Raw genomic sequence first — 16,547 nt, 5'->3', positions numbered from 1 at the left:
AACCTAGCTGGCGCGGCAGATCCAGGTCGACTCCTCCTCGGCCGCCTGCTCCGCTGCCGGCTCCTCGGAGCCCTCGGGGGCCTGCGTCTCGGGGTCCTCGGCCTGCGTCGACCCGTCGGCCGGCGCGGCCTCCTGCGCGGCAGTGTTCTCGTCCGCGGGTGCCGGCTCCTCAGCGGTCCCGTCGGTGGTCTGGGCGGGAGTGGTCTCAGGCTCGGCCGGGGCCTCGTCGTCGAGCGCCTCCGAGGCCGCGATGGTCTCGACGACGGTGCTGCGGATCAGTTCGAGGTCGGGGTCCGCAGTCACGATGAGCGGCGGGGTCATGTTCACCGAGACGATGTCCAGGTCCTTGGCCCTGAGGGCCAGTTCGGCGAGTTCGGCGACGTGGCCGGCCCCGACGTCGGTGCGCAGGATGTCCTTGCCGGCCTCGGACAGCTCGAGGAACTGGGTGGCCACCAGTCCGGGGTCCAACTGCTTGGCCATCGCCGCCATCACGCACTTCTGCCGAACCATGCGCTCGTAGTCGCTGGAGTCGTGCCTGGAGCGGGCGTACCAGAGGGCGTGGTAGCCGTCGAGGTGGATGCCCTCCCCCGGCTCGATGTAGCCGCTGACGTTCGAGCCGCCGCCGCCGATCGGCACGCGCACGTTGCTGTCCAGCGTGATGCCGCCCATGGCCTCCACAAGCGACTTGAAGCCGCCCATGTCCACCATCGCGTAGTAGTTGATCTCCAGGCCCAGGGTCTCGGAGACCACTTCCTTGGTGGCCACGAGCCCGGCGTCCTGGCCGGGGTAGAGGTCCGCGTTCTCCTCGCCCAGGGTGTGGACGCCGTTGATCATGCACGCGTTCTCCTCGCACCGGTACCCGTCCGGGTAGAGCTCGTGCAGCGGGGAGGACTCGGGGAACGGGGCCCCCTGCAGGTTGCGCGGGATCCCGAACAGGACGGTCCTGCCGCTGGTCACGTCGATGGAGGCCACGTTGATGGAGTCCGGGCGCAGTCCGTCGCGGCCCTCCGCGCCGTCGACGCCGAGCAGCAGGATGTTGTAGCGGCCGGCCTTCTCCTCCTGGTCGCCGCCGCCCTGGAAGACGTCGGAGACGTTTGAGACGGCGGTCAGTGCGCTGGCCACCAGGTTGGTGCCGAAGCCTGCGGCCACCACCAGGCAGAGGCAGGACACGGTGAGCAGGAGGCGGTTGTTGCGCGCCAGCTTGGGCGGGTCCGCCAGCCGCCAGGCACCCAGCAGCAGCAGCACCCAGGAGATGAACAGCACCCACGCCACCACCTTGAGGGTGGGGGCCAGTGCGGGGCTCAGCAGCAGCCCGACGGTGGCGCCGCGGAACAGCAGCAGCCCGAGGCCCACCAGCAGCGCCAGGGAGATGAGAGCAGCCCAGATCCGCATGATCCAGCGACCGAGGCCTCGGTGGCCGGCGACGTACTGGGCCGAGCCCGGTACGACGGCGGACATGACGATCAGCCCGACCGCCCTACGGTTCTTCAAGCGCGCTTCGGCATCGCTCACGGGTACTCCTCGGGGAAGGCGTTGTGCATGAAAGCCTGCCCCCTCGGACCGATGCCGCGTCGGGGGCGCGCCGGGGAACCACCCGATTCGCGGGCCGATCCCGCGGAGGTAGGCTGGTGCGCCGGGCAGGAGGAACATTGAACGACAAGCGCTCCCAGGAAGACATCGACTGGCTGTACCGGCGCTCCGAACAGGAGCCGGAGGCCACGCGTGTGTTCACCCCCGAGGAGGTGGCGAGGATGAATCCGGACGCCACCCGGCAGCCCCGTCAGGACCACCTCCAGTACCGCGGCGAACCCATCCGGACCGCGCCAGCCGACGGTGGCTGGGTGCCGCCACCCCCACCTCCCGGCAAGCGGGGCAGGAAGTCCGGCAGGCCGCGCGGACGCAAGAGGCACCCGGTCCGCAGGACCATCCTCGTGCTGGTCCTGGCCTGGCTCGCGTTCATGGTGGGCACCCCGATCTACGCCTGGACGGCGGGCACCGTCGTCGACGCCACGCCCGACGGTGAGCGTCCCGCCGAGCAGCCGGGCAACACCGTCCTGCTGGTGGGTTCCGACGCCCGCGACGACCTCACCCCGGAGGAGCGCAGCCGGCTCGGCACCGGTTCCTCGGAGGGACGCCGCACGGACACGATGATGTTGCTGCACACCCCACCGAACGGTCGGGCGGCTCTGATCTCCCTCCCCCGCGACTCCTACGTCCCCATTCCCGGCCACGGCAGCAACAAGCTGAACGCGGCCTACTCCCTCGGCGGCCCGGAACTGCTGGTGGAGACCATCGAGACCAACACGGGCATCCGGATCGACGGCTACCTGGAGATCGGGATGCTCGGCCTGGTGGACACCGTCGACGCCGTCGGCGGCATCGAGGTCTGCCCCGCCGAGCCCATCAGCGACAGGGACTCCCACCTCGAACTCGAGGCCGGGTGCCAGGTCATCGACGGCGTCACCGCCCTCGGCTACGCCCGGATGCGCAAGGCCGACGCCCGGGGAGACCTGGGCCGCATCGAGCGGCAGCGCGAGGTGATCGGCAAGGTGGTCTCGAAGGCGGCCAATCCGGTGCACCTGCTGAACCCGATCACCTACTGGCAGCTCAACATGGCCGTGTCCAACTCGGTGGGGCGCGGCGAGGACACCGGTTTCGGCCAGCTCTTCAGCATCGGCAGGGGCTTCTTCAGCACCGCCCTGGGCTCCGGTTTCAGCATCACGGTGCCGATCGCCAACGCCAACGCCAGCACCAGCGCAGGCTCCTCGGTGATCTGGGACGAGGCCGCCAGCGAGGAGCTCTTCGACGGCATCCGGACCGGCAACACCGACGGTTTCGAGAAGTTCGAGCGCTGATCCAACCACAAAACGCTGACCCGCGCAGCAGATACGCTGGAATTTGTTCGAAGATCATGAACCCAGGAGGACCCCTGTGAGCGACAACCAGAGGCCGGGCAACTGGCAGCAGAATCCCCAAGGCCCCCAGGGCCCCAACTACCAACAGGGCAACCCCCAGCCGCAGCAGCAGTTCGGTCCGCAGGGCCAGCCGCAGCCGCAGTACAACCAGCAGCAGGGTTTCAGTCCGCAGGGCCAGCCCCAGCCGCAGTACAACCAGCAGCAGGGCTTCGGTCCGCAGGGCCAGCAGGCTCCGGTCAAGCAGAAGTCGAAGACGCCGATCATCATCGCCGCAGTCGTGGCGGTCGCGCTCCTCGTCGGCGGCGGTTTCCTGGCGTTCTCGCTGCTCGGCGGCTCCACCCCGGCGGCCGCGCAGGGCCTCCCCTCCACCACGCTCGCGGCCATCGAGGTGAACCTGAACCCCTCCGCCGGCCAGAAGCTCGCCGTGAAGGAGTTCGCCGAGAAGTTCCCGCAGCTCGCCGAAGAGGTCGGCGACGTGGAGGGCGACTACAAGAAGGCGCTGTGGGAGCTGATCCCGGACTCCGAGGACAAACCCGACTTCGACACTGAGATCGCCCCGTGGCTGGGTGACTCGATCGCCATCGGCGTGCTCGACATCGAGACCGAGGCCTTCCTCGTCGCCGTCCAGGTGACCGACAAGGGCGCCGCGCAGGCGTTCGCCGAGGCCGAGTTCGAGGACACCTCCGTGGAGTTCATCGACGACCTCATGATCTTCTCCGACGCCAGCACCCCCGTCGACGTCGAGGCCATCAAGGACTCCTCGCTCGCCGAGAACGAGACCTACGTCGCTGACATGGCCAAGCTGGGCGCGGACTACCTGGCCACCGGCTGGGCCTCCGAGGAGTTCATCAACCAGGCCATCGAGGCCTCCGAGGGCGAGGTCGGCATCGAGACCGCCGGCTTCTCCGCCCACGGCGCGGCCGGCATCAAGGTCGAGGACGGCAACGCGGTCCTGCGCGGCATCAGCAAGTCCAGCCAGGAGATCGGCGACGCGGAACTGACCGACGACTTCGTGAGCTCCCTGCCCGCCGGCGGGCTCGGCGTCCTGGGCTCCGCGTTCTCCGCCGAGTCCATCGACCTGCTGTGGGAGCAGCTCGCCCCGATGTACCAGCAGGACCCCGCGATGTTCGACGCCTTCGGCATCAGCTCCGCCGACGACCTGCGCGCCGTGCTGGGCAACCAGCTCGCGCTGACCTTCGGCTGGGAGGGGCAGCAGCCCCAGGTGGGCATCAAGGTGGACACCGATGACCCGGCCAGGCACCAGGAGGTCCTTGAGGCCATCGCCTCCGGCATCGGCATCCCCGGCGTCCAGCACAGCACCGACGGCAACACCGTCTACACCACGTGGGGCATGAGCCCCGACGCGCTGGCGAGCCCGTCGGAGACCCTCGGTGACCACGAGGCCTTCGGCTCCGTGACCGAGACCTCCGGCGACACGCAGTCCGTGCTCTGGGTCGACGTCCCGGCCATCCTCGGCAACCAGGCCCTGGGCCTCGGCAACAGCGAGGAGGCGCAGTACCTCGAGCCGATCAGCGGCATCGGGATCTCCGGCTCCACCCTGGACGACGGCTACGCCGAGTTCTTCGTCCGCGTGGGCACCAAGTAGTCCCAGCAGGAAAGCTGTGGCCCCGACGGTTCGCCGTCGGGGCCACTGTTGTTGCGTTCGGGTTCAGCCCCGGGTGGCCTCGCGCACCTTGGCGCCCTTGGCGTGGGCGGCGTCGCGCAGGGACGCCTGGAAGGCAACCATCTGCTCCTGCAGGGCCGGCTCAGAGGCGGCGAGGATCCGCACCGCCAGCAGGCCCGCGTTGCGGGAGTTACCGATGGAGACCGTGGCCACGGGCACGCCGGCGGGCATCTGGACGATGGAAAGCAGCGAGTCCATGCCGTCGAGGTGCTTCAGCGCCACCGGGACGCCGATCACCGGCAGGGGCGTGAGGGACGCGAGCATCCCGGGCAGGTGCGCCGCTCCCCCGGCTCCGGCGATGACCACCCGGACGCCTCGGCCGTGGGCCTCACGGCCGAAGGTGACCATCTCGTCGGGCATGCGGTGGGCGGAGACCACGTCGGCCTCCCACGCGATGCCGAACTCGTCGAGCGCGATGCCTGCGGCCTCCATCGTGGGCCAGTCCGAGTCGGACCCCATCACGATCGAGACCAGGGGGTTGTCAGGCATTCGGGTCTCCCATCAGGTACCCGGCGGCGTGCCGGGCGCGACGCAGGGCGTCGTCGAGGTCGTCGGAGCAGGTGGTGACGTGGCCCACCTTGCGGCCGGGGGTCACCGGCTTGCCGTAGAGGTGCACCCTGACCCTGCGGTCGCGGGCGAAGACGTGCAGCAGCGCACCGGTGAGGTCGTGTTCCGCGCCGCCGAGGACATTGGTCATCACGACGTGCGGGGCCCGCAGTTCCGGGGAGCCCAGGGGCAGGTCCAGGACGGCGCGCAGGTGGTTCTCGAACTGGCTGGTCTCGGCCCCGTCGATGGTCCAGTGGCCGGTGTTGTGGGGCCGCATGGCGAGTTCGTTGACCACCACCCGGCCGTCGCGGGCCTCCATCAGTTCCACCGCCAGTAGTCCCACCACGCCCAGTTCGCCGGCGATCCGCAGCGCCATCTGCTGCAGTTCGGAGGCCTGCTCGTCGGGCAGTCCGGGGGCCGGGGTGATGGTCTCGGCGCAGACGCCGTTCTCCTGCCGGGTCTCGCTGACCGGGTAGGCGACGGCCTGCCCGGATGGCGAGCGGGCGACGATCGCCGACAGTTCGCGGCTGAAGTCGATGAACTCCTCGGCGACGATCACCACCGGTTCACCCGCCGAGGTCTCCTTCTTGTTCGCGAACGGCTCGGCCGCGTCGTCGGGACCGTCCAGCTTCCAGACGCCCTTGCCGTCGTAGCCGCCGCGGGAGGTCTTGGCGATGATGGGCCAGCCGAGCTCGTCGCCGAAGGCAACGAGTTCGGCCTGGGTGGCGCAGACGGAGAACCTTGGGCACGGGATGCCGAGTGCGGTCAGGCGCTGCCGCATCAGGGCCTTGTCCTGGGCGTGGGAGAGGGCCGCAGGACCGGGCCGGACGGCCACCACCTGTTCGAGTTCGTGCAGGTGCTTGGTGGGTACGTGCTCGTGGTCGAAGGTGACGGCGTCGACACCGTCTGCGAACGCGAGCAGGTCCCCGAGGTGGTCCTGGTCGCCCACCGTGGTGCGAGGGATCACCTGCGCCGCCGAGTTGCCCGCCGCCTCCGAGAGCAGCGCGATGTCTATGCCCAGGCTGATGGCAGCCTGCTGCATCATGCGCGCCAGCTGGCCGCCTCCGATGATCCCTACGCGATACCGATCCACCCCACGAGCGTAGCGTCACTCGTCCTCGGGCAGTGCCTCCCGTTCGTCCTCTGGCGCGAACAGGAGTTCGTTGATCAGGACGTGCACCTTCTGCACGCCGGGCACGTCCGGCAGCACGAGCGGGTTCCCGGCGGCCGTCTCCAGGATCAGGGTGCCGCAGCCCAGCATCCGGTCGACGAGGTGGCGTTCGGTGTTGACGTTGTTGATGCGGCGCAGGGGCAGGTCGTGGCCGGTCTTGTTGAGGATGCCCTTGCGGGTGATGATCCGGCGGTTGGTGATGGTGTAGGTGCTGGTGAGCCAGCGCAGGAACGGCAGCAGCACGACCCAGATGAACAGCGCAACGAACAGGGCGACGAGTATCCAGGTGGTCCAGCGCCGCCCCTGCACGGGCAGGGCGGCGAGACCCAGACCGAGGCCTGCGGAGATCACGATCAGGGCCACCGCCGGGAGGATCAGCGCCTTGCCGTGCGTGCGCATCGAGTCGATGACCTGCTCGTCACGCCCCAGTTCGTTCTTGCTGATTCCCATGCGCCAAGTCTGGCACGCCCGGGATCAGGCCGTCTGCCCCTCGTGGCGCCCCTCGGCGAACTCCTCGACGAGCTTGGCGTTGAACGCGGGCAGGTCGTCCGGGGTCCGGCTCGAGACCAGTCCCTGGTCCACCACCACCTCCTCGTCCACCCAGTTGGCGCCCGCGTTGCGCAGGTCCGTGCGCAGGCTCGGGTAGGACGTGATGGTGCGCCCGCGGAGGACGTCGGCGTCGGCGAGGATCCAGGCGCCGTGGCAGATGACACCCACTGGCTTGCCGGCCTCGAAGAAGGCCTTGGCGAAGGCCACGGAGTCGGAGTCCATGCGGAGGTGGTCCGCGTTGACGACGCCACCGGGCAGGACCAGTGCGTCGAAGGCGGCGGGATCGGCGGCGGAACTCGCCTCGTCGATGGAAGCCTTGTGGCCATTCTTGCCCTCGACGGCGCCGGATTCGGGGGACACGAGGGTGGCGGTGGCGCCCGCGGACGTGACGGCCTCCAACGGGCTGGTCAGTTCGCTGTCCTCGTAACCGTTGGTGAGCAGGAACGCGATCTTCTTCCCGGTCAGGTCAGACATTTGCTTCTCCTCTTCGTTCGGTTGTTCCCCAACCTACGCGCCGAGGGGTCAGCTTCAAGGGCGCAGCCGTGCGTGCACCACGTCACCGGCTGCGAACGCCTCGATCCCGGACCCGGTGTCGACGAGGAGCCTGCCGCCGTCGTCGACGCCATGCCCGACTCCGGTCACGGTGCGCCGTTCGTCCACCACCACCTGCAGCGGCGCACCCACCGAGGAGCACCCGGCCTCGTACTCGGCGCGCAGGTTCCCCGTCTCCTGCCAGCGGGCGTAGTGGCGCTCGAAGTGGCGCAGCACTGACGCGACAACGAGGCTCTGGTCCACCCGGATGCCCTCGAGCGCGAGCGAGGTGGCCGTCGGTACGGGCAGTTCGTCCTCCTCGAGGGTGAGGTTGAGGCCCATGCCGACGACGGCGCAGGCCCCGTCGGCCCGCTGCACCACCTCCGAGAGGATCCCGCACACCTTGCGGCCACCCACCAGGACGTCGTTGGGCCACTTCAGTTCCACCCGGTCAGGGTCCGGGGCCAGCTCGGCCACGGCGGAGGAGACCGCCATCCCGGCGAGCAGGGACAGCCAGCCCCACTGCGGGAACGGGGGACCGGGCTGCAGCAGTACGGAGATGGCCACGGACTTGCCGGCGGGGCTCGCCCACGTCCGGTCCCGACGGCCGCGGCCCGCGGTCTGCTCCGAGGCAACCAGCACCACGCCGGGGGCGGCTCCGGCCCGGGCGGCCGCGGCCAGGGCCGCGTTGGTGGAGCCGGTGCTGGCCACCACCTGCACCTCGCGCCACGACGTCGAGGCGCCCAGGGCGGCGGTGACGGCGGCAGCATCGGGAAGCGTCGATCTCACCCCTGCAGCCTAGGCCCGGGGCGATAGGGTCTTGGGAATGGACCCCGATATCCACACCACGGCGGGCAAGCTCGCCGATCTCGAGCGCCGGATCGAGGAGGCGGTGCACGCCGGCTCGGCGGCGGCGGTGGAGCGGCAGCATGCCAAGGGCAAGCTGACGGCCAGGGAACGGGTGCTCGCCCTGCTGGACGAGGGCAGCTTCTCCGAACTCGACGAGTTCGCGCGCCACCGCACCACGTCCTTCGGGATGGGTGAGCGCCGCCCCTACGGCGACGGGGTGATCACCGGCACGGGCACCATCGACGGGCGCCACGTGTGCGTCTTCAGCCAGGACGTCACCGTCTTCGGTGGGGCGCTCGGCGAGGTCTACGGCAGCAAGATCGTGAAGGTGATGGACCTCGCGCTCAAACTCGGCGTGCCGCTGGTGGGCATCAACGAGGGCGGCGGTGCCCGCATCCAGGAGGGCGTGGTCTCGCTGGCGCTGTACGGGGAGATCTTCCGACGCAACACCCGCGCCTCGGGCGTGATCCCGCAGATCTCACTGATCATGGGGCCGGCCGCCGGCGGCCACGTCTACTCCCCCGCCCTGACCGACTTCACCGTGATGGTGGACCAGACCTCCCAGATGTTCATCACCGGCCCGGACGTGATCCGCACCGTCACCGGCGAGGACGTCACCATGGAGGAGCTGGGCGGCGGCCGCACCCAGTCCACCAGGTCCGGCAACTCCCACTACCTCGCGGCCGACGAGACCGACGCACTCGAGTTCGTGCGCGAACTGCTCTCGTTCCTGCCGCAGAACAACCTCGAGGACCCGCCGCTGCTCGAGGCGGACCCGGTGGCCGAGGTGACCGACGCCGACCGGCTCCTTGACGCCCTCGTGCCCGACGGCGCCAACCAGCCCTACGACATGCGCGAGGTGATCCGGAGCGTCCTCGACGACGGCGACTTCGTGGAGGTGCACGAACTGTTCGCGGGCAACGTGCTGGTCGGGTTCGGACGCGTCGAGGGCCGCAGCGTCGGCGTCGTCGCCAACCAGCCGTTGGTGCTGGCCGGCTGCCTGGACATCGACGCCTCGGAGAAGGCGGCAAGGTTCGTGCGCACCTGCGACGCGTTCAACATCCCGGTGCTCACGTTCGTCGACGTCCCCGGCTTCCTGCCCGGCGTGGAGCAGGAGCACCGCGGCATCATCCGCCGCGGCGCCAAGCTGATCTACGCCTACTCGGAGGCGACGGTGCCGCTGGTGACCGTCATCACCCGCAAGGCCTACGGCGGCGCGTTCCTCGTGATGGGCTCCAAGGCGCTGGGCGCCGACGTGAACCTGGCTTGGCCCACCGCCCAGATCGCCGTCATGGGTGCCCAGGGCGCCGTGGGTGTGCTCCACAAGAAGGACCTGGCCGCGGCCGAGGACCCCGAGGCCCTGCGGCAGCAGTTGATGGACGACTACGACCAGGAGTTGGCCAACCCGTGGATCGCGGCCGAGCGCGGCTACGTGGACCAGGTGGTCCATCCGCACCGCACCCGCACCGAGGTGGTGCGTGCACTGCGGCTGCTGCGCACCAAGCGGGACTCGCTGCCGCCCAAGAAGCATGGGAACATCCCGCTGTGAGCAGCATGCCCGAGGTCATCACCCCCGCCACTGATGCCGAGGCGACGGCAGCACTCGTCGCCCTCCTGGCCCGCGCCGTCGGGACCAGTACCGAGATCCAGGCGGGCGCCACCGCCTGGAACTCCCACCACCGCCAACTCCGGGTGCCGCCCCCACGCGGGCGTGACACCTGGCGAGACTCCCTGAGGACACCATGACCACACCACGCTTCATCCTCGCCTCCCGCTCCCCCGGCCGGCTGCGCCTGCTGCGCCAGGCCGGGCTGGACCCGGAGGTGATCGTCTCCAGCTTCGACGAGAGCCAGGTGATCGACACCGACTCCGCCCGGCTGGCGCTCACCCTGGCCGAGGCCAAGGGCACCTCCGTGCTGGACCAGGTGGAGGGCGACGCCGTCCTCGTGGCCTGCGACTCGGTGCTGGAGTTCGAGGGCAAGCCCCGCGGCAAGCCCGGCACCCCCACCCGGGCGGCCGAGCAGTGGCGACGGATGCGGGGCGGCCAGGGCGTGCTGCACACGGGCCACTATGTCTGGGTGCGCCGCGGCGAGGAGGTGCTCTCCAGCAAGCGGGTGGGCAGCACCGTGGTGAAGTTCGCGGACCTCACCGACGACGAGATCGAGGCCTACACCCACAGCGGCGAGCCCCTGTGGGTGGCCGGCTCCTTCACCATCGACGGTCTGGGCGGCGCCTACCTGACCGGGATCGAGGGCGACCCGCACAACGTCGTCGGCATCTCCCTGCCGCTGCTGCGGCAGATGCTGCTGGATCTGGGCATCGTGTGGCACGACCTGTGGCGGCCCGACGCCGTCAGCCACTGACCCCGGTGGCCGGCACCCACACCATCGCGTGCCGGGACCGGGACTTCGTCGAGTGGCACGGCGGCCGCACCCATGCCGTGGCCTGGGCGCTGGAGCTGGACCATCCCGACGTTCGCCGTCAACTGGCCTCCGCCCGGTCCCGGTTGGAGGGCTACCTGCTGCGCGGATACCTGCGGCAACCGCACGTCACACTGACCTTCGCGGGCCTCGTCGGGGAGGGCGAGCAGGCCTACGGTGCCGACGAACTGGAGTCGGACCTGCGGCTGCTGCGGCGGCTCGCGGCCGGGCCCGTCACGCTCCGCGCCGACGGCTGGGGCTCCTTCCCGATGGTGCCCCACCTGGCGCTGTCCGACGACTGGCTGCCGCACGCCCACGCGGTGCTGACCCACGGCGCCCCGGAGGAGCACGCCATGGACTTCCGCCCGCACGTGACGGTGGGCCACTACAGGGGGTCGTGGCCGATCGACGAACCGCTCGAGTTGCTGCGGGAGGTCCCGAGCACCGGCGAGTGGGTGGTTCCGGAAGTGTCACTGGTCCGGTTCCGCACGTCGCGGATCGCGGGGCCGCTGCAGGTGGTGGGCCGCCTGGACCTGGCCACCGGGGACTGGACGACGCTCATGCCGGGGTGGCTGCAGACAAGGCGGTGACCACCAGGAACACCGCTTGGCCCACCTCCACCAGCGACCCGAAGGTGTCACCGGTCATGCCACCAAGACGTCGCACGAGCTGCCGGCGCCACAGCGACGTGGTGAGCAACGCGACGACGGCGGCACCGGCGAACACCGCGGCTCCGAGCCAGCCGGAGGCGAGCAGCCCGGCGGCGGCGGCGAGAAGCAGCACCGCGACGGTGTTGACCACGGCTGCCGGAGCCGAGGTGAGGCCCGTGAACAGCGCCCCGAACCCGCTGCCGCGCGCCCCGGGGCCCCGGCTGGCGAGGACCACGGCGAGCCTGCCCACCACGGCCGCCACTAGGAGCGCGAGGGGTGCGGCCAGTCCCCCTCCCCCGGCAATCGATTCGAGGGCTGCGACGTCCACCAGCAGCACGAACACGAGCGCGACCACGCCCATGGGGCCGATGTCGGAGCGGCGCATGATCTCGAGCGCCTCCTCTGCAGGCCTGCGGGAGCCCAGTCCGTCGGCTGTGTCTGCCAGCCCGTCGACGTGCAGCGCCCCCGTGAGCGCAGCGAGCGTGGCCACGCCCAGCGCAGCCGCCAGCAGCGTGGCGCCGGTGAGTCCGGCCAGGAACGTGACGAGCCCCGCCAGCGCGCCGACGACGAGGCCCACCCACGGCAGCGCCGCCAGCACCCGACCGGCCCGGCCGCGATCGAGTTCCGTGGGTGGGGCGGGCAGGACCGTGAAGGTGCCGAGCGCCGCGAGGAACGCACGCACTACTTGATCCTGCGGGTGATCCCGGCCACCGCGTGCCAGACCTCGTCGCAGGCCGCCGCCAGTTCGGCGTTCAGGCGCCCCAGTTCGTCGCGGAAGACCCGGCCGGAGGCGGTGGCCGGGACCACGCCGGAGCCCACCTCGTTGGTGACCAGGACCACCTCCCTGCCGGTCTCCCGGAGGGCCGTCAGGAGTTCGTCGGTGCGTGTGCGCAGCGGCTCGCGCCACGCCTCGTCGGGGGCGTCCCAGGCGTCGAGTTCGTCCAGCACACGGGTGAGCCAGACCGAGATGCAGTCCACCAGCACGGGCGCTTCCCCGGGGGCGCGGAGGGCGGCGGCGAGGTCCATGGTCTCGAGGGTGTTCCAGTCCTGCGGGCGGCGCTCGCGGTGCAGCCGGACGCGGCGGCGCCACTCCTCATCGTCGCTGCGCGGGTCTGAGGTGGCGATGTAGTCCACCACTCCCCTGCCCGCCAGGCGGGCCTCTGCCCAGGAGGACTTGCCCGAGCGGGCACCCCCGGTGACGAGCACGGTCCCTCGTCGCCGCGGCTCGGTGACGGCTGCGTCACCCTCCCCTGCGACTATCCCGGCGTCGTCGAAGGTGGCCATCTCACGCAGGATCTTGGCGCCGGCCTGCAGGGTGGGCAGGGCCAGCACGGCGCCGGTGCCCTCACCCAACCGGAGTCCGAGGTCCACCAGCGGGTTGAGTCCGAGGTGGACCAGGGCGGCGCGGATGCCGGGCTCAGCGCCGGCATGTCCGGAGAACAGGTAGCCGACCGCTCCGGGGGCCAGGGCCACCGCGACGCAGGCGGCGGAGCAGGCGATCACGCCGTCGAGGATGACGGGCACCCCGGCGGCGGCGCCGCCGAGGACGAAGCCCGCAAGGGCCGCGTGCTCGAGTCCCCCGACGGCGGCGAGCACCCCCACCGGGTCGCTCGGGTCCGGCCGGTGCAGCGCCAGCGCGGCCTCGATGACCATGGTCTTGGTGGCCAGCATCGCGTCGTCGGAGCCGGCTCCCCGCCCAGTGACGTCCGCGGCCCCCAGTCCGGTGAACACCGAGATCAGTGCACTGGCGGGCGTGGTGTTGCCGATGCCCATCTCCCCGGTGAGCAGGCAGCGGGCCCCGGCGTCGATCGCCTCCCGGGCGGCCTCGGTGCCCACTTCGAGGGCTCGCTGCGCCTCGTCCCGGGTGAGGGCGGCCTCGACGGTGAGGTCCCGCGTGCCGCGGCGGACGTTGCGGTTGCGGATGCGCGCGTCATCCGGGTAGCCGGTGGCGACGCCGACGTCGGTGAGCAGGATGTCCACGCCGTGCTGCCTCGCGAGGACGTTCACGGCCGCCCCGCCGCCCGCGATGTTGGTGAGCATCTGCGCCGTCACCTCCTGCGGCCACGGCGTCACGCCCTGCGCCACCACCCCGTGGTCGCCGGCGAAGACGCCGACGGCGGCGGGTTCGGGCACCGGCGGCGGGCACTGCCCGGCGATGGCTGCCAGTCGGTTCCCGACGGCCTCCACCAGGCCAAGGCTGCCGCTGGGCTTGGTCAGCCGCTCCTGGGTGGCCTCGGCGGCGGCCAGCGCCTCCGGGGAGGTGGGGCGGATGGCTTCGACGGTGGTTGTCAGGAGGCTCACGGGCGCAATTGTGCCGTACCGCGGCGGGTGTCCGGCTGCCGACCGCGGGGGGCGACCGGGAAGCGTGTTCATGAGAGACTTCACCCATGGTCCCGTCACGTTTCCATTGCACCACCCGATGAAGGACTTCGACGAGAACCTCAGCGGCGCAACCCACTCACCACTGGGTGAGGTGGGCGCCCGGGCGACCGCGATCCTCGACCGCGCCCAGCGCATGGCAGACCAGTTGCGTTCCGAGGCCCGCGAGGAGGCTGTCCGCATCAGGCAGGAGCACGCGGCCGCGAAGGCGGAGGCCGCCGACCTCGCGAGCGCCAACGAGGCGGCCCGTGCCGAGCTGGCCGAGTCCCGCGGCGTCGCCCGGGAACGGCTCGAGCGGGCCGACGCCGAGGCCCGGGAGGCCATGCGGGAGGCGAGCGTCGCCGCGGCCAGGCTCGTCGCCGAGACGGAACAGACCTGTGAGCAGCTGCGCACCAACTCCGCCGCCGACGCCGAGACCATCCTGCGCCGCGCCCAGGAACGCGCCGCCGAGTTGGTGGCCGAGTCCGAGGCGGAGGCGCAGCGCAAGCGCGATGCCATGGCCGCCGCACTCGCGACCTTCGAGCAGGAACTGGCCGAGCGCGAGCGGGTGGCTGCGGAAACCATCGCGAGGGACCGGGCCGAGACCGACGAGGCCGTCGCGGCCCTGCGCGAACAGGCCCGGAGTGAGGCCGACGACCTGCTCGGGACGGCCCGCGCGAACGCCGAACAGTTGCGTGCCGACACCGCCGAGTGGCGGCGGAGCGAGGTGGCCGGCGCTGCCGCGTCCGTGGCCGACGCGCAGGCCGAACGCGACGAACTGCTCGCCAGCGCCGAGGCGGAGGCCCACGAGGTGCTGGACCAGGCGAAGGCGCAACTGCACTGGACGGAACAGACCATGGCGGACCTGCGCACCGGTGTGGCGGCCGAGCTGGACGCCCAGCGGCGCGCCGTCGAGGAGGAGCTCCACAGGACCCGGGAGCGGGAGCGGGCCGAACTGGACGCGTTCACCGCCTCCCGCCGCCACGAGCTGGCCACCCGCGAGGCCGAGTCCGCAGCGAACGTCGCCGACGCGGAGGAGCGGGTGCGGGTGCTGCAGGCGGCCGCCGAGGCCGAGGCCCGGCGGGTGCGGGAGGCCGCCCGCGAGGAGGCCGCCAGGCTCGTCGCCGATGCCGCAGCCGACGCCACCGACGTCCGGGACCGGGCGGACCAGGTGCTCGCCTCCGCACGGGAGGAGGCCCGCAACATCCGCGAGCAGAGCCTCGCGGAGCTGAAGGCGTTGCACGGCAACCACTACTCGCAACTCAAGGCGGACCGGGAGGCGGCCACCGCGCTGGTGGCGCGCGCCCGGACCGAGGCCGACGAGATCCGCCGCGAGGCGCGGGAACGGCTGGAGGAGGCTCGCACCGAGGTGGAGTTGCTCTCCGGCCGCAAGGCAGAGATCACAGCACAGTTGGGCAAGCTTTCCGGGGTGATCGAGGCGCTCGCCGTCCCGGGTGATCAGACAGGAACTGAGGACTGACAATGACCGAATCCTTCAACACCGTCCGTCGTGGCTACGACCCGGCACAGGTGGACGACACCGTCGCCCGGATGCGGCAGACGCACTCGGCCGCCCTGCAGGAGTCGGCGGAGAAGACCGTCGAGATCAACCGGCTGGAGGCAGGCCTGGCGGAGACGACCGGGCAGGCTGCGGCGCTGCGCGACGAGGTGGCGGTGCTCAAGGAGCAGGTGGCGCAGCTGGAGTCGTCCCGCAGCGGACCGCTCAGCTACGCGGACCTGGGCCCCCGGATCTCGCAGATCCTGACGCTGGCCGACGAGGAGGCCGACGAACTGCGCAGCAAGGCCGCCGCGCAGGCCGAGGAACTGGTCTCCGACGCCCGCACCGAGGCCGAGCGGCTCCGCACCGCTGCGGAGACCCACGCCGGTGAGACCCGCTCGCGCGCGGACTCCGAGGCCGCCCGGGTGTTGGAGCAGGCCCGCCGGGAGGCCGACGACCTGCTGGACCACGCGGACCGGGAGGCCTCCGCACGCCGCCGTGAGGCCGAGGCCGTCCATGAGCAGCAGCGTGCCGCTTCCGCCGCCGCGGCCGCGGACTTCGAGCAGACCCTCGCCACGCGTCGGGACAAGGCTGCCAGCGAGTTCGCCGCCCAGATGGCCACCCAGGAGAAGGCGCTGGCCGCTGCCTCGGAGAAGCTGGCCGACACCCAGGAGCAGGCCACCCTGCTGCTGCGCGAGGCCCAGGCCGACGCCGAGGCCGAGCGCGAGAAGGCAACCGCCGAGGCCCAGCAGCTGTTGGACAACGCCCGCATCCACGCCGAGCGCGTGAAGCGGGACTCCGAGCGCGAGCTGCAGGCGCTGGCGGCGCGTCGCGACTCCATCACCGAGCAGCTCACCAACGTGCGGCAGATGCTCACCACCCTCGGCGGCGGGGCGCTGGCCGCGGCCGTCGAGGAGACCGCGGTGGCCGAGTCCGCCGAGGCTGTCGAGGAGGAGTCAGGAGCCGGCGTCGCCCCGGATGCTGAGGGCGGCCAGTTGGCCGCTGACGGTGAAGGCGCCGCGGAGCTCGCCTCGCTCGAAGAGAAGTGAGTTCTGCCCGTCGGCGGTGATCGTCCAGCCGTCGGCGGGCAGTGACTGCCGCATGAACCCGGCCAGGTCCAGTCCCGAGGGTGCCGTGAACACGGCCACGACGGTGTTGGTCTGGTCCACCTTGTCCTCGATGATCGAGGTCCCGGGCACCATGAACCCCTCGGGCGCGTGCTGGAAGCCGTAGCTGGCCAGCTCCACGGCGCCGTCGGGGACCACGTGGGTGGCCGAGGGCGTCGGCGTTGGCGGCGGGAACGGTTCGGGCTCGTCCGCAGCGCCGCAGCCGACGAGCAGCAGGCAGGCGAGGACGGCGAGCTTGCGGCGGATCAC

General features: G+C 71.4%; 17 protein-coding genes. 8 read left to right on the top strand and 9 right to left on the bottom strand.

All coding sequences use genetic code 11. From position 1 onward, the window contains the following. Nucleotides 1-3 precede the first annotated feature (3 nt). Nucleotides 4-1,512, bottom strand: a complete 1,509-nt coding sequence (locus ACYU7G_RS12820; protein ID WP_461108415.1) for an LCP family protein — start codon at nucleotides 1,510-1,512, stop codon at nucleotides 4-6. Nucleotides 1,513-1,649: 137 nt separating this feature from the next. Here ACYU7G_RS12820 and ACYU7G_RS12815 point away from each other — a divergent pair, with 137 nt between their 5' ends. Beyond that, complete coding sequence (locus tag ACYU7G_RS12815) at nucleotides 1,650-2,855, top strand: LCP family protein (protein WP_461108413.1); 1,206 nt, start codon at nucleotides 1,650-1,652, stop codon at nucleotides 2,853-2,855. A gap of 76 nt (nucleotides 2,856-2,931) precedes the next feature. Next, nucleotides 2,932-4,521, top strand: a complete 1,590-nt coding sequence (locus ACYU7G_RS12810) for a DUF3352 domain-containing protein (RefSeq protein ID WP_461108411.1) — start codon at nucleotides 2,932-2,934, stop codon at nucleotides 4,519-4,521. A gap of 63 nt (nucleotides 4,522-4,584) precedes the next feature. Here ACYU7G_RS12810 and purE read toward each other — a convergent pair whose 3' ends face one another. From purE to ACYU7G_RS12785, 5 genes are read right to left on the bottom strand one after another with little or no spacing between them, the layout of a single operon-like run. Beyond that, on the bottom strand, nucleotides 4,585-5,088 hold the full coding sequence (gene purE / locus ACYU7G_RS12805; RefSeq protein ID WP_461108409.1) for a 5-(carboxyamino)imidazole ribonucleotide mutase: 504 nt from the start codon (nucleotides 5,086-5,088) through the stop codon (nucleotides 4,585-4,587). Further along, nucleotides 5,081-6,238: a 5-(carboxyamino)imidazole ribonucleotide synthase gene (locus tag ACYU7G_RS12800; protein WP_461108407.1), complete on the bottom strand. Its 1,158-nt coding sequence runs from the start codon at nucleotides 6,236-6,238 to the stop codon at nucleotides 5,081-5,083. Before ACYU7G_RS12800 ends, purE begins: the two co-directional genes overlap by 8 nt. Before the next feature lie 15 nt (nucleotides 6,239-6,253). Next, on the bottom strand, nucleotides 6,254-6,766 hold the full coding sequence (locus ACYU7G_RS12795; protein WP_461108405.1) for a PH domain-containing protein: 513 nt from the start codon (nucleotides 6,764-6,766) through the stop codon (nucleotides 6,254-6,256). A 24-nt stretch (nucleotides 6,767-6,790) separates the two neighbouring features. After that, nucleotides 6,791-7,339, bottom strand: coding sequence for a type 1 glutamine amidotransferase domain-containing protein (locus ACYU7G_RS12790; RefSeq protein WP_461108403.1), 549 nt, complete (start codon nucleotides 7,337-7,339; stop codon nucleotides 6,791-6,793). A gap of 54 nt (nucleotides 7,340-7,393) precedes the next feature. Continuing rightward, nucleotides 7,394-8,185: a biotin--[acetyl-CoA-carboxylase] ligase gene (locus ACYU7G_RS12785; RefSeq protein WP_461108401.1), complete on the bottom strand. Its 792-nt coding sequence runs from the start codon at nucleotides 8,183-8,185 to the stop codon at nucleotides 7,394-7,396. A gap of 37 nt (nucleotides 8,186-8,222) precedes the next feature. On the opposite strand from ACYU7G_RS12785, the gene ACYU7G_RS12780 reads away from it, so the two are divergent. Genes ACYU7G_RS12780 through ACYU7G_RS12765 form a run of 4 tightly spaced genes read left to right on the top strand, consistent with a single transcriptional unit; the run spans nucleotide 8,223 to nucleotide 11,255 of the window. Continuing rightward, nucleotides 8,223-9,794, top strand: coding sequence for an acyl-CoA carboxylase subunit beta (locus tag ACYU7G_RS12780; RefSeq protein WP_461108399.1), 1,572 nt, complete (start codon nucleotides 8,223-8,225; stop codon nucleotides 9,792-9,794). Further along, nucleotides 9,791-9,991, top strand: a complete 201-nt coding sequence (locus ACYU7G_RS12775; protein ID WP_461108397.1) for a hypothetical protein — start codon at nucleotides 9,791-9,793, stop codon at nucleotides 9,989-9,991. Before ACYU7G_RS12780 ends, ACYU7G_RS12775 begins: the two co-directional genes overlap by 4 nt. After that, on the top strand, nucleotides 9,988-10,608 hold the full coding sequence (locus ACYU7G_RS12770; RefSeq protein ID WP_461108395.1) for a Maf family protein: 621 nt from the start codon (nucleotides 9,988-9,990) through the stop codon (nucleotides 10,606-10,608). Before ACYU7G_RS12775 ends, ACYU7G_RS12770 begins: the two co-directional genes overlap by 4 nt. Further along, nucleotides 10,569-11,255 carry a 2'-5' RNA ligase family protein gene (locus tag ACYU7G_RS12765; RefSeq protein ID WP_461108393.1) on the top strand — a complete coding sequence of 229 codons (687 nt, stop codon included), beginning with the start codon at nucleotides 10,569-10,571 and terminating at the stop codon, nucleotides 11,253-11,255. Before ACYU7G_RS12770 ends, ACYU7G_RS12765 begins: the two co-directional genes overlap by 40 nt. Here the strand turns inward: ACYU7G_RS12765 and cobS are convergent. Both cobS and cobT read right to left on the bottom strand, forming a co-directional pair. Beyond that, nucleotides 11,224-11,997, bottom strand: a complete 774-nt coding sequence (gene cobS, locus ACYU7G_RS12760; RefSeq protein WP_461108392.1) for an adenosylcobinamide-GDP ribazoletransferase — start codon at nucleotides 11,995-11,997, stop codon at nucleotides 11,224-11,226. The two genes, ACYU7G_RS12765 and cobS, sit on opposite strands and share 32 nt — an antisense overlap. Then, entirely contained in the window at nucleotides 11,997-13,688 is a 1,692-nt protein-coding gene (gene cobT / locus ACYU7G_RS12755) for a nicotinate-nucleotide--dimethylbenzimidazole phosphoribosyltransferase (RefSeq protein ID WP_461108390.1), read from the bottom strand. The genes cobS and cobT overlap by 1 nt, the downstream gene beginning before the upstream one ends. Between cobT and ACYU7G_RS12750 the strand changes: the two genes are divergently transcribed. Then, nucleotides 13,687-15,153, top strand: a complete 1,467-nt coding sequence (locus ACYU7G_RS12750) for a coiled-coil domain-containing protein (RefSeq protein ID WP_461108388.1) — start codon at nucleotides 13,687-13,689, stop codon at nucleotides 15,151-15,153. The genes cobT and ACYU7G_RS12750 overlap by 2 nt on opposite strands. Nucleotides 15,154-15,155: 2 nt before the next feature. Beyond that, entirely contained in the window at nucleotides 15,156-16,220 is a 1,065-nt protein-coding gene (locus ACYU7G_RS12745) for a DivIVA domain-containing protein (protein WP_461108386.1), read from the top strand. On the opposite strand, the gene ACYU7G_RS12740 is transcribed toward ACYU7G_RS12745, so the two are convergent. Next, nucleotides 16,128-16,547 carry a hypothetical protein gene (locus ACYU7G_RS12740; protein ID WP_461108384.1) on the bottom strand — a complete coding sequence of 140 codons (420 nt, stop codon included), beginning with the start codon at nucleotides 16,545-16,547 and terminating at the stop codon, nucleotides 16,128-16,130. The genes ACYU7G_RS12745 and ACYU7G_RS12740 overlap by 93 nt on opposite strands.

Source organism: Tessaracoccus terricola (assembly GCF_054776555.1).
Note: the sequence above shows the minus strand (reverse complement) of the source record. Positions and strands in the feature narration are given on the sequence as shown.

Bases quoted from the DNA above. Each gene is read 5' to 3' on its own strand.
- purE (WP_461108409.1), bottom strand. From the start codon at position 5,088: ATGCCTGACAACCCCCTGGTCTCGATCGTGATGGGGTCCGACTCGGAC.
- ACYU7G_RS12795 (WP_461108405.1), bottom strand. From the start codon at position 6,766: ATGGGAATCAGCAAGAACGAACTGGGGCGTGACGAGCAGGTCATCGAC.
- ACYU7G_RS12790 (WP_461108403.1), bottom strand. From the start codon at position 7,339: ATGTCTGACCTGACCGGGAAGAAGATCGCGTTCCTGCTCACCAACGGT.
- ACYU7G_RS12780 (WP_461108399.1), top strand. From the start codon at position 8,223: ATGGACCCCGATATCCACACCACGGCGGGCAAGCTCGCCGATCTCGAG.
- ACYU7G_RS12770 (WP_461108395.1), top strand. From the start codon at position 9,988: ATGACCACACCACGCTTCATCCTCGCCTCCCGCTCCCCCGGCCGGCTG.
- ACYU7G_RS12750 (WP_461108388.1), top strand. From the start codon at position 13,687: ATGAGAGACTTCACCCATGGTCCCGTCACGTTTCCATTGCACCACCCG.
- cobT (WP_461108390.1), bottom strand. From the start codon at position 13,688: ATGAACACGCTTCCCGGTCGCCCCCCGCGGTCGGCAGCCGGACACCCG.
- ACYU7G_RS12745 (WP_461108386.1), top strand. From the start codon at position 15,156: ATGACCGAATCCTTCAACACCGTCCGTCGTGGCTACGACCCGGCACAG.